This is a genomic window from Phocaeicola coprophilus DSM 18228 = JCM 13818 (assembly GCF_000157915.1).
GTDB lineage: Bacteria > Bacteroidota > Bacteroidia > Bacteroidales > Bacteroidaceae > Phocaeicola > Phocaeicola coprophilus.
On the sequence record NZ_EQ973632.1, the window covers coordinates 56781 to 72290 of the forward strand.

Here is a 15510-nt window from a genome sequence, read left to right on the forward strand (position 1 = left end):
TATGGAATATATATTGATCTTTATCACCGCTATTTTTGTGAACAACATCGTGTTGTCACAATTCCTCGGTATTTGTCCGTTCCTGGGTGTTTCGAAGAAAGTGGAAACGGCAATGGGTATGGGAGCAGCTGTTGCTTTCGTACTGGTGCTGGCTACCATTGTAACCTATATCATCCAGAAGTTTGTGTTGGATGCCTTCGGACTGGGATATCTGCAGACCATTGCGTTTATTCTTGTCATTGCTGCTTTGGTACAGATGGTTGAAATCATTCTGAAGAAAGTTTCTCCGGCTTTGTATCAGGCACTGGGTGTTTTCCTTCCGCTGATTACGACCAACTGCTGTATCCTGGGTGTAACGATTCTGGTTATTCAGAAAGACTTTGACCTGCTGACCGGAGTTGTTTATGCATTCTCTACGGCATTGGGATTTGCCCTGGCACTGATTGTCTTTGCCGGTATTCGTGAACAGTTGAGCCTGGTGAATATTCCGAAGGGAATGCGCGGCATGTCCATTGCTCTGGTGACCGCCGGTCTGCTGGCAATGGCATTCATGGGTTTCTCAGGAGTGGACAAAGGCTTGTCTGCTTTGTTTGGAATCGGTTGATAAACCCCTTATATGAATTGGAAAGTCCGGATTTATATAAATCCGGACTTTTTTTGTGTTTTTTCTTGTGCGTGATTATGGTTTTTCAAGAATTATGCTTATTTTTGCTCAAGGAAATAAAGAAACCCTTTAAAAAAGAATAATACCTTTATATTATGAAAGAAAGAATTCTTGTAACAGGTGGAACCGGATATATCGGCTCTCATACTGTAGTTGAATTACAGAACAGTGGCTACGAGGTAGTTATTGTAGACAATTTGTCAAACTCACGTGCCGACGTAGTCGACCATATCGAACAGATTACAGGTATCCGTCCTGCATTCGAACATGTAGATTGTTTGGATTATGAAGGAATGGATGCTGTGTTTAAGAAATATCCGGGCATCAAGGGTGTTATTCATTTCGCTGCAAGCAAGGCTGTAGGTGAATCTGTTCAGAAACCGTTGCTTTATTATCGCAACAACCTGGTTTCTCTGATTAACCTGCTGGAGCTGATGCCGAAGCACAATGTTGGTGGTATCATCTTCTCTTCTTCTTGTACGGTATATGGTCAGCCGGATGTATTGCCGGTAACTGAAGCTGCTCCGATCAAGAAAGCTGAATCTCCTTACGGAAATACCAAACAGGTTAATGAAGAGATCGTACGTGATACAGTTGCTTCCGGTGCTCCGATCAACGCAATCCTGTTGCGTTACTTTAACCCGATCGGCGCTCATCCGTCTGCATTGATCGGTGAATTGCCTAATGGCGTTCCGCAGAATCTGGTTCCTTACGTAACTCAGACAGCTATGGGTATCCGTGAAAAACTGAGCGTATTCGGTGATGACTATGATACTCCTGACGGATCTTGCATCCGCGACTATATTTATGTAGTTGATTTGGCCAAGGCTCATGTGATCGCTATGAAGCGTATCCTGGAAGGCAAGCAGAAAGATAAAGTGGAAGTATTCAACCTGGGTACCGGACGTGGCCTTTCAGTATTGGAACTGGTTCATTCATTCGAAGAAGCTACCGGCGTGAAACTGAACTATCAGATCGTTGGACGTCGTGCTGGTGATATCGTAAAAGTATGGGCTGACCCGACATATGCAAACCAGGAATTAGGCTGGAAAGCAGATACCCCGATTCTGGATGTCTTGCGCTCTGCATGGAACTGGCAGGTTCATCTCCGTGAAACGGGTGTACAATAAAGCTTCGTTTTCGTGTAAACGAAGGACGTTAATAGATTGAAAAATAACAAAGATATTGAACTTATAGCGTCATAGGACGTTATATTGATGCAGCGCATTTAAAACATTTATGGGTATGTGAATATACATAAGTGCATCCATTTCTTGAAAAAGAATGGAAAGGTGCTGATTGCATAGTAGTTTTGTCGTGTTTTATTTTGTGTTTGTGTTGTGGCTGTTCTCCGACGTGAGTCGGAGAACAGTTTTTTTTGTGTAAACAGACAGGATGTTGTATCTTTGCAGGCCGAAAAAAGATAAAAAGATGAAAGTTTTCAGAGAACAGCGCTTTATGATGAAAATCGAGCAATTTCCGTTGCTGGTTTATTTATTGAAATGGATTGTCCTGTCGGCCGTATCAGGTGCCTGTATCGGTTCGGCTTCTGCCTTGTTGCTGGTGTCTTTAAACTGGGCAACAGACTATCGTGAAAGTCATTTGTGGGTATTGTTTCTGCTACCTTTGGCAGGTTTGTTGATCGGGCTGATGTATCATTATCTGGCAGGGACGGCAGCCCGTGGTAATAATTATCTGATTGAAGAGATCCGTTCCCCTCATGATATCATTCCTTTCCGCATGGCACCTCTTGTCTATATCGGTACGGTATTGACTCATCTGTTTGGAGGTTCTGCCGGCCGTGAAGGAACAGGTGTACAGATGGGAGGTGCAATTGCCGACCAGTTTTCGCGTCTTTTTCATTTGCACCGGCGGGATCATAAGGTCATGGTACTGATCGGTATCAGTGCCGGATTTGCTTCTGTCTTCGGGACTCCGCTGGCAGGTGCCGTGTTCGGCCTTGAAGTAATCGTGGTAGGACGGATGCGTTATGAAGCCATTTTGCCTGCATTTCTGTCGGCTGCCTTTGCTCATCTGACCTGTTACGCCTGGGGAGTGGCTCATACCCAGTATGCGATACCTGAAGTTCCGGCATTGAACGTTGCAAATATTCTGTGGGTTGCACTGGCAGGCGTATTGTTTGGGCTGGTTGCCATGCTCTTTTCCCGTTCCATCGGTTTCTGGGGAGGACTGGCCAGACGCTATGTGTCTTATCCGCCTCTGCGTCCTTTTTGGGGAGGCATTCTGATAGCTCTGGCTGTGTGGTTATTGGGTACAACGAAATACATCGGTTTGGGTGTACCCGTTATTGTAGCATCCTTTACGGAACAGCAGATGTGGTATGACTTTCTGTTGAAACTGATTTTCACCACCTTTACCATTGGTGTCGGATTCAAGGGTGGGGAGGTAACCCCGTTGTTCTTTGTCGGTGCCACGCTGGGAAGTGCTTTGTCAGCCGTTGTTCCTTTGCCTATGGCCTTGTTGGCCGGTTTGGGATTCGTGGCAGTCTTTGCCGGAGCAACGAATACACCGATCGCCTGTACCCTGATGGGAATTGAACTTTTCGGTGCAGAGGCCGGACTTTATCTCGGGATTGCCTGTGTAATTGCTTATCTTTTTTCCGGACATACCGGTATTTATACGGCTCAGGTGGTCGGAAGTCCGAAACATTCTGTATTCCTACGAAAGAAAGGTACGACCCTTTCCTGATAACTCCTGCGTTTTTTTGTAATTTTGCAGGCGTTAAGGTAAAAAGAGAGAGATAACGATTATGGCACAATCAAAGGAAATGACTGCAGGGCCTTGCTTGCCCCTGATATTTAATTTTACGTTGCCGCTGTTGTTGGGGAACATGCTTCAACAGACTTATTCGCTGATTGATGCGGCTATTGTCGGTAAGTTTTTGGGAATAAATGCGCTGGCTTCCGTAGGTGCCAGTACGTCGGTTGTATTTCTCATTCTGGGTTTTTGCAACGGATGTTGCGGGGGATTCGGTATTCCCGTGGCACAGAAATTCGGTGCGCGTGATTATGTATCGATGCGCCGTCTGGTTTCTGTCAGCCTGAAGCTGGCAGGCATGATGTCTGTTGGTATAGCTTTGATCACCTGCCTGTTGTGTGCCTTTATTCTTCGAACCATGCAGACTCCTGAAAATATCTTTCAGGATGCTTACTGGTATTTGCTGATTACTTTTATCGGTGTTCCCTGCACTTTCTTCTATAACCTGCTGTCCAGTATTATCCGGGCTTTGGGAGACAGCAAGACACCGTTCTGGTTCCTGTTGTTTTCTACGGTCCTGAATGTCCTGCTTGACTTGCTGTGCATTCTGGTATTCCATTGGGGAGTTGCCGGTGCGGCTATTGCCACAGTCTTCTCCCAAGGAGTTTCAGCAGTGTTGTGTTACTTCTATATGTATCGTAAGTTTGAGATTCTCCGGATGCAGCCTGCCGATAAACGCTTCCGTCCAGAACTGGCCCGGCAGCTTATTTTCGTCGGCGTACCGATGGGACTTCAGTTTTCCATCACCGCCATTGGAAGCATCATGCTCCAGAGTGCCAACAATGCTTTGGGTACCGCCTGTGTGGCAGCCTTTACTGCTGCGATGCGTATCAAGATGTTTTTCCTGTGTATGCTGGAGAGTCTGGGAATTGCGATGGCCACTTTCTGCGGACAGAATTATGGAGCCGGTAAGCCTGAGCGTATCTGGACCGGCGTGAAGGCAGCTTCGCTGATGATGATTGTTTACGTAGCAGCGGTAGCGATCATCTTGTGGGGATTCTCAGAGAAGTTTGTCCTGCTGTTTGTCGATCCTTCTGAGACTGAGATTATAGCCGATGCAGCTTTGTTCCTGCATATTTCGGTGAGTTTCTTCCCGGTTCTGGGACTTCTCTGCATCCTGCGCTATTCCATTCAGGGAGCCGGATATACAAAGCTGGCCATGTTTTCCGGAGTCTCTGAAATGATTGCCCGGATTCTTGTCAGTGTCGTGGCCGTCCCGTTGTGGGGATTCTGGGCTGTCTGCTTCGGTGATCCTACGGCGTGGGTCTTTGCGGATGCCTTCCTGATACCGGCTTTCATCTATGTTTACCGTCGCTTGCGCCTGATTGTTGCCAGGGAACGGGGTGATATAAGAATGGCCTGATAAACAATCTGTTCAACTGATATTCCGGATGTTTTGCCGGAAAGGAAAAAAGGCTTCGGCGTTTTGCATAAAAGAACGAAACATTTTATGTAAAACGCCGAAGTCTTTTTTAAAAAGCTCTCGGGCTTTTTTCAGGTCTTTGTTTTATCTTCTGGCAGGGTCAGTTTCTGACCGGTAAACGCTTCCAGACGAAAGGAGGAATCAGTTTCCAGAAAAAGACCATGATCCGGTATCGCCAGTCGATGACGGCGATACGGCGGCGATGATGCAAGGCTGAGACAATTTTCCGTGCAACATAAGCCGTATTCATCAGCATGGGATAATGTTTTCCGTCGTTGAGCAATCCGGTAGCGACAAAGCCGGGACGGATATCTGTGAAGCGGATGGAAAGATGCTGCATGCAAGCCAGTTGTTCCAATGCATCCAGGTAGGTATTCTGAAAGCGCTTGGTTGCAGAATAGGCAGGAGCGGCTCCCAGTCCTTTAGTGCCGGCAATGGAACTGATTACGGCAATATGTCCGTTTCCCTGACGGGCAAAGTAACGGAAAGCAACTGTAACCATTCTGGTAAAACCGGTACCGTTGGTTTCGAGTGTGTCCAGTTCGATGTCCGGAGAAAGTCCGTAGTTCTGGTGACCGATACCGGAGCAGTGCAGGTAAAGATCCATACCTCCCAGTTCTCCAATGAGTTCGTCCAGCTGGTTTGCGGCTTCTTCCCGGCGGATATCAATGCTGCGGATGCCAATGTGATCCGGAGCCAGCTTCTGCAACTCCTTGAGTTGTTCTTCCCGCCGTCCGGCGAGTCCGAGCTGATGGCCTTCTTTCAGTAGCAGAAGAGCCACTTCACGTCCGATGCCGGAAGTGGCACCGACAATGATGATGCGTTGGGAGGAATGTTTCGTCATATCGTTTTTCTTTTTTAGTTCATTCTTATTTCATAAACAAAATCCTGCGATACTGGTATGCCCTCATTGGGCTGGTAATAGAATGTCCCTTTGAATGGCATGTGCGGATTGACCGGTTTCAGTGTTTCCGACAAATGATTGCAGAAGGCTGCGTAGGAATGAGTATTCATGCAGGTTGCTGCATCATCGCGGAAAACCAGTACATAACGGTTCAGCGGACGGGCATGTACCAGCTGGTTAATCTGCAGGGCCAGATCGACAGCTTCCCGTGGAGAGATGCGGTCGAAGAGATTGGACAGGTTGAACAGGATCAGTTCCGTCACGACGGAATGGGTTGCCCAGAAAGCAGGCTTGACGGCGGAAAGCCGCGGAAGGAACAGTGCCTGAGCCGGACGGTAACCGTCTGTCTGGAAGAAACTTTCTGCAAGTTCTCCCATTTCCTGCATCGGATAGATGCCGAGGTATGTAAAGTCAGCGTGCGGTAAATTCCGGCAGGCATCCAGGAAGGCCATAGCCGAAGCTCCTGCTTCGTAGGAGAGATCGCAGAACACCATGCGTCCGGAAACCTGCCGGAGAAGGTCGGGCAGCCAGTTCCCGTTTCCGGCAAACAGCGCCCGGGCTGCGGTATATTGTCGCGGCATGTAATAACGGTTATATAATAAGGTGTATTCGGTCGGGGTGATTCTTTCCGGCAATGTCTGGAAGTCGGCCCGTCCGTAGGCTGTGATTTCCCGCCGGTAAGTTTCCTGTTCCAGACCGTCAGGAACACGTTCTGCGACGAGTGTCTGAAAGGCTTTCCGGAAACTTTCCGATAGGGGATAAGCAGTGTCATCCAGATCCCATTCGGCCTGATATTCTGGAATACGGAAGTTTCCTTTGCAGAAATCTTCGCAGGTGGTGTTCAGATAACCGTTATGCAGCCGGATGTATTCCATCAGTTTATAGAAAGTAATGTTGGCCCCCAGTATGTTCGGGTTTCCTGTCAGCAGAAGCTGCTTGCGGGCCCGTGTGATGGCTACGTTCAGTTTGCGGTCAATCAGGAACTCTCCTTCGCGGAACGTATTTGCGGTCAGAAAATTCAGCTGGGAGAAGTTGTGGATGGTGAAGGAGTAAATGATCACGTCACGCTGGCTTCCCTGATAGCGTTCCACCGTATCGATCGAGATCTCCAGCAGTTCGGGAATATGCAGCCGGCTGATTTCTTTCCGGATCATGGCAATCTGGTTGCGGTAGGGCACGATGACGCCTACGGTACGGTTCGGATCGAAATGTCCGGCCGTGAGCCGGTAAATGTGTTTCAGCAAAGTGGCCACGATGCGGGCTTCTTCCGAATTGCTTTTTTCGGAAACAATCTGATCGGCGGCCGGTTCAGCTGGAATGAAAACCATGCGGCGGTTCAGAAGGAGCTGGTCCAGTGTGTCTTCAGCCTGTGGAGAATTTTCATACGGGCATGTTTCTTCCTGATGAGGCAGCGGAATCGGTTCCAGATGTTCCTGATAATAAAAGGTATGGTTCGGGAATTCGGCAATAGCCGGGTGCATGCGTCCCTGTTTGTGAAGAATGCTCCGGAAGTCCTCTTCGCTCTGGCGGTACAACCGTTCGAAGAGCGAGTTGCGGCAGTCGGTCAGTCCGATAGCCTGCAGAAGCGGATCGGTGACCGCTGCCTCATCGGCACTTTGCTGGGCGATGGCAGGCAACTGCTTGTAATCACCTACGAGGATAAACTTCTCGATGGCATTCTCCTGATTGTGGCGGGCAGACAGGATACCGATCAGATCCGGTTCGAGAATCTGCGAAGCTTCGTCAATAATAGCCAGGTTGAACCGCTTGAGGTTGAAGAGATGCAGGCGGTTATTGATGGCCGTCGTCGTACCTACAAAGATACGTGTGCGGCTGATTTTTTCCTTGATGTCTGTCAGTTTGGGACAGTCTTCCAGGCTGTGTTTCAGCAGGTAGGAAGTAAACCGTCTGTCACACGACAGTTCATGCCCGATCCGGATGAACGGAGTTTTCTCGGCAATCCCCGAATCAATCAGCATGTTGCAGATTTCATCGACGGCCCGGTTGGTGTACGACAGCAGAAGGATGGATGTTTCCGGATCGGTAAGTGCTTCTTCCACCATGTAACGCAAGGCACACGAAGTCTTTCCGGTTCCCGGAGGACCGACCAGCAGGAAATAGTCATCAGCCTGCTTTTCTTTCAGGATCAGGGAATCAAACCGGCCGTAACTGCCGTTCAGCGTCCGTTCTTTCCGTAGCTCGGGAGTACGTGCTCCCAGCAGTAATTCTTTCCGGTCGGCACGTGCTGACAGGAATGCGTAAAGTCCGCGGAGTGCGCTCGTGGCCGACATGTCCGATGAATCATGTTCGATGGCAAACACTTCGTCTTCCCCTCCGATGATCTCTTTGTTCTGTTGTCCGTTCCGCAGCAGGATCGTCAGCCGGTCGGGATGTATTTCAAGGATGTTCCCTTTCATCAGGATCTGTTTGCGAACGTCCGGTTCATCCGTGTACGGATAAAAGATGATGATGTCTCCCTGCCGGAAGTTAGGCAGAAAGTCGTCTCCCTGTTCCGGAATCGACAGATCAATCAGGTCGTATCCTTTGTTGGGCCCGCTCTTGCGCTTGTCCGTGACCTTGAGCCCCAGGAGAATATTCCCTGCCTCCAGTTTTTCGTTGAGCGGGGTGTGCCACAGGCTGGCAAATCCGCTGGCCGGATCGGTTCGTCCGCCCATTTTGCTCAGGATCTGTTCCTTGGAAACGAAAGTAAAGAAGCGTCGGAAGTAGGCACGTTCCAGGGGCGTGCAGACTTTCAGTGTCTTGATGACCCTTTCCAATTCAGGTTCCTGATAGTCATTCCACAGCTTGTTGTCCACCTGGAATTCGTTGAGCAAGTCTGTCGTCAGCTGTTCACATACCGGAACAATGGCACCTTCTCCAAAGGCCATCTCATTGGCCACGATGCAGTTGCGTAGCCGGATACTTTCCCTGAACAGGCCTTCAGCGAAATGTTCGATCAGGAGTCCGTCCGTATATTTGGAATAAAGCAGGAAGGTCTGCAGATCCTCGGTCTCGTGGCCGAAGTTGTACATCAGTATGCCCTGGTAAAGCATCATCTGAATAAAATGATCTTCCTTATGCTTGCGGTTGTATTCATCACGTTTTCCTGATTTCTGTTCTATGAGCACTTTAAAGTCCTTCTGAAGCATGTCCACACGTCCCTGCAATCCCAGCCGTTCACAGATGAAGGAAGCTTCCAGCAGTGTCTTCTGTTTGTCAAAAGAGCGGATGTTGTGAGGCAGGATGTCGTGGACAAAGGAACGGATATTGATCATCTGCGACTGGGCCAGTGCGTGGAAATTGGCCGGCAGGTCGCAGGTACAGAATTCCAGAGCCGCACCGGCAAAGAACTTCTTGACCGTATGGCTGTACGTCACCGGTTCATCACCCCGTTCGTTGATGTAATCATCCAGAAACTGGCTGGCCAGGTTACCCATCAGAATGGGAGCCGTGTTGGCTTTCGGTTTAATCTTGTTGATGAAGAAGTTCAGCGGATGATGCCCGTATTCCCGGAAGCAGGCAGCCAGGGCACTGATATCAATCAGATAGTCCGGATAGATGACGATCAGGCCGGGGATGTAATGATTTTCTTCGTCCACCCGTACATCCAGCAGGTTCAGCGGCATGTTTTCAGTCAGCAGGTCCTTGATGTAGAGTAAGTCGCCATCATATCCGCCCCTGGCATAATTGATGATAATGAACGGGTTGTCCTCCCGGTCTGTTGCGGCAAAGATCTGCGTATCGTTCCAGCTGGTGACTGATGCGCGGACATACGGGATGCGCGACAGGCGGGTTCCCTTGTACGGCCGGTTGGAGTGGGGCATCTCCGGGATGAAATAAGCGGGAATATCTTCTTCAAAAGCCAGAGAAACAAACCTCACCACTGCGCGGAGATCGTACAGATATTCTTCCATGTCCGGACGGAAATCATCGCGCAGCGCCGCGTTGCAGTTCCGTCGCATGGTCTGAATGGCATATTTGTCGGACGGAGCCATTTTCTTTTCCTTGCAGATATAGTCCAGCCGTGAGAACAGGTTGGCAAAGGAAAAGGTGACTCGCGCAGTCAGCTCATAGCAGGCCTGTTCCAGTACTTTGTAAAGCAGAATATATTTGGCGCGCAGGTTTTCAGGAGCGGCCTGAGGCTGCTGATGGATCTGCGCGATGCGGTTGAAAAGATCAAATGACTGTATGTCGATACGGGGGATAGAAGGATTTTGCATGTTGTTCGGTTCAGATATTCACTACAAAGGACACGGAAAAGCAGGCGGCCTCTGAAGAGAGAACTTCTTGCTTTTCCATGTCCTTGTTGTTTCCGGTTGTGTATTTTCCGGTCAGGTCATGAAGACTGATCCGGAGTGTTACTGGATGCTGTCTATATCCTGAATGCGGTAAGCCTGTTCCAGTTTGTCATATTCACCTTTGTACTGTGCTGTAACGTCTTCAGCAAAGGCATACGGCTGAAGGTCGGCAGAAGTATTTCCTTTCATCAGCATCATCAGGTGAAGGCTGGTCTGGTCGGCTAGGGTGATTCTGATGTCCTGATACAAGGTACCGTCTGTTGCATACAAGGTCTTCTTCTGGAAAGTTCCTGTGAGTGATGTGCTTGAAGGGCCGGGATAAATGACAATTCCGCCTTCGGTCAGATCCTTGTTGGTATAGGTGAATTCATATCTTCCTCCCTGTGTCATCAGGGCATCTTCCAGGATTCTTGCCTTGAGTCTGTTGATGTCTCCCTGTGTCATTTCTTCGGCTGTGATTTTTGCATCCACGCTTCCCAGTGTATAAGTAGCTTTCGGATTCTCAATCTGGATGGTCAGCAGATAGCTGTTTCCTACCAGGTCGCTGATCACGACTGTTGCCGTTCCCATACCTACCGGTACAAAAGTCAGAGTCTTGCCGTCGTAGTCACAGCGGACGATATCCTTGTTGGCATTATCGATGGTATACACACCGTTGCCGCCCTGAATGCGGAAAGTTTCTCCTTCACTGAAAGGATTCAGCAGAAGGGTGTTATTTTCGTTAATGACCAGACTGTCGCTGTTGTTGGCATAGACCAGCGTAACCGGCGAATAATCGTCGTCGCTGCATGCGGTGAAGCCGGCAAAACTGCCCAACAGGACCATACCGGCAAGAATTTGTTTCAGTTTCATTTGTCAATCTTTTTAAAATGGATTTTCAAATATACGATTAAATTTCGGATATGGTATAGTCTCCTGCTTTCTCACTCAGTATATTTTGTAATTCTTCAAGAGTTTTTTCATTTTCTGCATACTCCAAAGTGGCTGTGGGAGGGTTAAGTGTTACTGTCGCGGTAACTCCTTCCAGACTGTTCAGTACTTTCTCTACCCGCCGGCGGCAATGGTCACACATCATTCCTTCTATTTTATAAGTTTTGCACAAGGTTGTCTTTTTCTCCGGTTCCGGCATGATTTCCTGAACCGGGGATGAAGTTTCCGGCAAGGAAGAAATGGCTGAAGCATGGAAACGCTTGTTGCGTAACCGCAGACTGTTCGTAACGACACTTACGCTGCTCATGGCCATGGCGGCACCTGCCAGCATCGGATTCAGCAGAAAACCATTGATGGGGTAAAGGATTCCGGCTGCGACCGGTACACTTGCCAGGTTGTAGATGAAAGCCCAGAAAAGATTCTGCCGAATGGTGCGTACGGTCAGAACGGACAGGTGAATGGCATCCGTAATCTTGTGCAGGTCGGAAGATATGATGGTCATTTTGGCTACGTCCATGGCGATGTCGCTTCCTTGTCCCATGGCGATGCTCAGATCTGCCTGAGCCAGAGCGGCACTGTCGTTGATTCCATCGCCGACCATGGCCACGCAATGTCCCTGTTGCTGAAGCTCCTTAATGAAAGCGGCCTTTTGTTGAGGAAGCATTTCTGAGCGGAATGAAGTAATACCGACTTGTCCGGAAATGGCCTTGGCAGTCGCTTCATTGTCGCCGGTCAGCATGTATACTTCAATACCTTTCTGCTGGAGTTCCCGGATGGCAGCAGGAGAGGACGGCTTGATCCGGTCGGTAATGGCTGCCAGTGCCAGTGCTTTTTCTGTATCGGCAAACCAGATAACTGTTTTGGACTCGGCAGCCAGTTGCCGGGCTTTGTTCTGTAAAGCATCTGAAATGGTTATGCCTTCTTCCTGAAGCAGACGAAGATTGCCGGCCTGATAACGCTTTCCGTTGATTTGTCCCCGTATGCCTTTCCCTGTGACGGATTCAAACTGTTCTACCGGCAAGGCTTTTTCGTGCAGATGTTTGCAGACGGCTTCTGCAAGCGGGTGTTCGGACAAACTCTCCAGGCTGAAGAAAGCTGCTTCGCACTTTTCCTGTTCGTTGTCCCAGATCAGATCGGTCACTACAGAACGTCCTTCGGTCAGAGTTCCGGTCTTGTCGAGGACAATGGTATCGACCTTGCGTGCGGTTTCCAGACTCTCGGCATCTTTAATCAGAATTCCCAGTTCTGCCCCTTTCCCGATTCCGACCATAATGGCAGTCGGTGTGGCCAGTCCGAGAGCACACGGGCAGGCAATGATCAGCACGGTGACAGCTGCCAGCAATCCCTGGGTAAATCCGTTGGATGGGGCAAGGAGCAGCCAGGCAAGGAAGGTAATGAATGCAATCAGCATAATGGCCGGAACGAACACCGAAGCGATACGGTCCACCAGTTTCTGTACCGGCGCCTTGCTGCCCTGTGCATCCTGAACCATCCGGATGATGTGGGCCAGCATGGTATCACTCCCTACCTTCTCAGCCTGGAAACGGAAACTGCCTTTCTGGTTGATGGTGCCGGCATAGACTTTGGAGGCTGTCTGTTTCCGGACCGGAACCGGTTCGCCGTTCAGCATGCTTTCATCCACATACGAACTGCCTTCGGTTACGACTCCGTCGACAGCGATCTTTTCTCCCGGGCGAACCTGAATGATATCGCCTGTGCAAACCTGTCCGATGGCGATTTCCTCCGGCTCTCCGGATGTATTGATCCGGGTAACAGTCTGGGGCTGAAGTCCCATCAGTTTCTTGATAGCGGTTGAAGTATTCCCTTTGGCACGTTCTTCCAGCAGGCGTCCCAGCAGGATAAAGGCAATGATGACGCTGGATGCTTCGAAATAGACATGCGGATGAATACCCCGGCTCAGCCAGAACTCCGGAAAGAAAAGATTGAACAGACTGAACAGATAGGCAATGCCTGTACTGTTGGCTACCAGTGTGTCCATGTTTGCCGAGCGGTGTCTGAACTGTTTCCAGGCACTGATAAAGAAATCACGTCCCAGCCAGAATACAACTGGGGTGGACAATATCCATAAAAGATATCCGGCTCCCGGCAAATCCATGAAAAACATACTGATGACTGAGATAGGGACGGCCAGGACAATGGCCCAGGTAGCACGGAACTTCAGCTGCCGGAATCTGCGGTTGTGTGCTTCATCGGCTTCCTGTGAAGCCTTTTCTTCCTGTGCCGTGATGACCAGGTCGTATCCGGCATTTTGTATGGCTGTCCGTAAAGCTTCGGGTGAACATGTTCCGGAATCATATTCCACAGTCGCTGTTGCAGCGGCATAGTTTACGCTGGCGCTGCATACTCCCGCCTGGCGGTTGAGCATTTTTTCTACTCGTGCGGCACAGGCAGCACAGCTCATTTCCAGTACGGGGAAAGTTTGTCTGACGGTTTTTGATGCGTTCATATTATATTCTTCTTGATTCGCTGCAAAGATAGCGCTTTCAAAATGAAAGATTTTACGGAATTATGGAGGTGGTTTATATTTTAATGTTAACTTTGCCGCCCGTATACGATTTTACTTAAATATAATAATATGGAACTGATAGAAAATCTGTTTATGGGGTACCCCAATCTGTGGGGTGGCGGAGTGGCTCACTCTGTACTGATCCTGTCCCTTGTTATCACATTGGGCATTGCTTTAGGAAAAATAAAAGTAGCCGGCGTTTCGCTGGGAGTCACCTGGATTCTGTTTGTGGGTATTGTTTTCGGACACTTCAACATGAACCTGAATGAGCATCTTTTACACTTCCTGAAAGAATTCGGACTGATTCTGTTTGTCTATTCAATCGGTCTGCAGGTAGGACCCGGTTTCTTCTCTGCATTCAAGAAGGGAGGCTTTACGCTGAATGTCGTTGCCATGATTGTTGTGTTTACCGGTGTTGTGATGGCAATCGTCCTGCATTTTGTTACCGGAACGCCGATCACTACAATGGTCGGTATCCTTTCGGGAGCTGTAACCAATACGCCGGGACTTGGTGCGGCACAGCAGGCAAACAGTGATTTGAACGGAGTTGATGCGCCTGAGATCGCCCTGGGTTATGCCGTAGCTTATCCGTTGGGTGTGATTGGCTGTATTCTGTCTTTGCTGGCTCTGAAATATTTGCTGCGTGTAAAGACAGCACAAGAAGAGGCTGAAGCTGAACAGGGAATGGGACATATTCAGGAACTGACCGTACGTCCTGTGACGTTGGAAATCCATAATGGTTCCGTGAATGGAAAGACATTGCGTGAGATTCATCCGCTTGTAAAGCGTCGTTTTGTGGTTTCCTATATCTGCCGTGCTGACGGAGACGGAGAAATAGAGATGGCGGGTGCAGACACTGTGTTGCATCTGAATGATAAGATTCTGGTTGTTTCTACTCCGATTGATGTGGAAGCCATTACCGTATTCTTCGGAAAACAAGTGGATATGGTGTGGGAAAAGCCTGATTCAAAATACATTTCTCGCCGTATTCTGATCACTAAATCGGAACTGAACGGAAAGATGCTGTCGCAGTTAAAGATCCGTCAGAACTTTGGAGCCAACATTACGCGTGTAAACCGTTCCGGTGTGGATCTGGTGGCATCTCCGGGACTTCAGTTGCAGATGGGTGACCGGGTAACGGTAGTCGGAAGCGAACTGGCCGTGAGTCATGCTGAAAAAGTATTGGGTAACTCATTGAAACGTCTGAATCATCCGAATCTGATTCCGATCTTCCTGGGTATTGCATTGGGATGTATTCTGGGTAGTATTCCTTTTGTGTTCCCCGGTATTCCGCAGCCTGTAAAATTGGGACTGGCAGGCGGACCGCTGATTGTTTCCATTCTGATCAGCCGTTTCGGACCGCAGTACAAGCTGATTACCTATACGACAATGAGTGCCAACCTGATGGTGCGTGAAATCGGAATTTCTCTCTTCCTTGCCTGCGTCGGACTTGGAGCCGGAGAAGGATTTGTGGATACGATCATTCACGGAGGAGGATATGTGTGGATTGCTTATGGTGCCATCATTACGGTTGTGCCGTTGTTCGTTGCCGGACTGATCGGGCGTTATGCATTGAAGCTGAACTATTATACTCTGATCGGAGTCCTTTCCGGTGCAACGACGAATCCGCCTGCATTGGCTTACTCCAACGATCAGACTTCCTGTGATGCTCCGTCCGTAGGTTATGCTACGGTTTATCCGTTGACTATGTTCCTGCGCGTCTTGACCGCTCAGTTGCTGATCCTGTCGCTGGCTTAACAGGTTGTGATAACAGGTAAATAAAACTCATCATTATCTGTTTATGAGAAGCATAAAGTCAGATTTCTTGAGGACTATGCTTGTTGCAAGCATGATTCTACTGGCTGGTTGTCATGGCAAACCTGAACAGGTTGACACAGCTGCCTACTGTGTCAATATAGATTCTGCGGAAGTGGTAGATATACTTCCGATGTCTTCCCTGTTTAAAAGCGGAAAGATTGTTTGCTC

General features: G+C 49.0%; 10 protein-coding genes. 6 read left to right on the forward strand and 4 right to left on the reverse strand.

All coding sequences use genetic code 11. The features are described from left to right. The first annotated feature begins 1 nt into the window (after position 1). The 4 genes from rsxA to BACCOPRO_RS01875 all read left to right on the forward strand — a co-directional run bounded on the left by rsxA (position 2) and on the right by BACCOPRO_RS01875 (position 4805). Positions 2 to 604: an electron transport complex subunit RsxA gene (rsxA, locus tag BACCOPRO_RS01860; RefSeq protein WP_008140359.1), complete on the forward strand. Its 603-nt coding sequence runs from the start codon at positions 2 to 4 to the stop codon at positions 602 to 604. A 155-nt stretch (positions 605 to 759) separates the two neighbouring features. Beyond that, positions 760 to 1794, forward strand: a complete 1035-nt coding sequence (gene galE / locus BACCOPRO_RS01865; protein ID WP_008140361.1) for a UDP-glucose 4-epimerase GalE — start codon at positions 760 to 762, stop codon at positions 1792 to 1794. Between the two features lie 301 nt (positions 1795 to 2095). After that, the gene (locus tag BACCOPRO_RS01870; RefSeq protein ID WP_187326036.1) at positions 2096 to 3373 is read left to right on the forward strand and encodes a voltage-gated chloride channel family protein; all 1278 of its coding nucleotides are present in this window, start codon (positions 2096 to 2098) and stop codon (positions 3371 to 3373) included. Between the two features lie 61 nt (positions 3374 to 3434). Beyond that, positions 3435 to 4805, forward strand: coding sequence for an MATE family efflux transporter (locus tag BACCOPRO_RS01875; protein ID WP_008140364.1), 1371 nt, complete (start codon positions 3435 to 3437; stop codon positions 4803 to 4805). A 160-nt stretch (positions 4806 to 4965) separates the two neighbouring features. On the opposite strand, the gene BACCOPRO_RS01880 is transcribed toward BACCOPRO_RS01875, so the two are convergent. From BACCOPRO_RS01880 to BACCOPRO_RS01895, 4 genes are all read right to left on the reverse strand, one after another. Continuing rightward, a complete protein-coding gene (locus BACCOPRO_RS01880; protein ID WP_008140367.1) occupies positions 4966 to 5709 on the reverse strand; it encodes an SDR family NAD(P)-dependent oxidoreductase in 744 nt (247 codons plus the stop codon). Positions 5710 to 5723: 14 nt separating this feature from the next. Further along, positions 5724 to 9989, reverse strand: a complete 4266-nt coding sequence (locus tag BACCOPRO_RS01885) for an ATP-dependent helicase (RefSeq protein ID WP_008140369.1) — start codon at positions 9987 to 9989, stop codon at positions 5724 to 5726. Between the two features lie 138 nt (positions 9990 to 10127). Continuing rightward, positions 10128 to 10919, reverse strand: coding sequence for a hypothetical protein (locus tag BACCOPRO_RS01890; RefSeq protein WP_008140371.1), 792 nt, complete (start codon positions 10917 to 10919; stop codon positions 10128 to 10130). Positions 10920 to 10956: 37 nt separating this feature from the next. After that, entirely contained in the window at positions 10957 to 13464 is a 2508-nt protein-coding gene (locus tag BACCOPRO_RS01895) for a heavy metal translocating P-type ATPase (RefSeq protein ID WP_008140373.1), read from the reverse strand. A gap of 129 nt (positions 13465 to 13593) precedes the next feature. Here BACCOPRO_RS01895 and BACCOPRO_RS01900 point away from each other — a divergent pair, with 129 nt between their 5' ends. Beyond that, complete coding sequence (locus BACCOPRO_RS01900; RefSeq protein ID WP_008140376.1) at positions 13594 to 15282, forward strand: putative transporter; 1689 nt, start codon at positions 13594 to 13596, stop codon at positions 15280 to 15282. Positions 15283 to 15325: 43 nt separating this feature from the next. Then, positions 15326 to 15510 (forward strand): hypothetical protein (locus tag BACCOPRO_RS18255; protein WP_008140377.1); only part of this gene is annotated, 185 nt, incomplete at its 3' end.

Bases quoted from the DNA above. Each gene is read 5' to 3' on its own strand.
- rsxA (WP_008140359.1), top strand. From the start codon at position 2: ATGGAATATATATTGATCTTTATCACCGCTATTTTTGTGAACAACATC.
- galE (WP_008140361.1), top strand. From the start codon at position 760: ATGAAAGAAAGAATTCTTGTAACAGGTGGAACCGGATATATCGGCTCT.
- BACCOPRO_RS01870 (WP_187326036.1), top strand. From the start codon at position 2,096: ATGAAAGTTTTCAGAGAACAGCGCTTTATGATGAAAATCGAGCAATTT.
- BACCOPRO_RS01875 (WP_008140364.1), top strand. From the start codon at position 3,435: ATGGCACAATCAAAGGAAATGACTGCAGGGCCTTGCTTGCCCCTGATA.
- BACCOPRO_RS01880 (WP_008140367.1), bottom strand. From the start codon at position 5,709: ATGACGAAACATTCCTCCCAACGCATCATCATTGTCGGTGCCACTTCC.
- BACCOPRO_RS01885 (WP_008140369.1), bottom strand. From the start codon at position 9,989: ATGCAAAATCCTTCTATCCCCCGTATCGACATACAGTCATTTGATCTT.
- BACCOPRO_RS01890 (WP_008140371.1), bottom strand. From the start codon at position 10,919: ATGAAACTGAAACAAATTCTTGCCGGTATGGTCCTGTTGGGCAGTTTT.
- BACCOPRO_RS01895 (WP_008140373.1), bottom strand. From the start codon at position 13,464: ATGAACGCATCAAAAACCGTCAGACAAACTTTCCCCGTACTGGAAATG.
- BACCOPRO_RS01900 (WP_008140376.1), top strand. From the start codon at position 13,594: ATGGAACTGATAGAAAATCTGTTTATGGGGTACCCCAATCTGTGGGGT.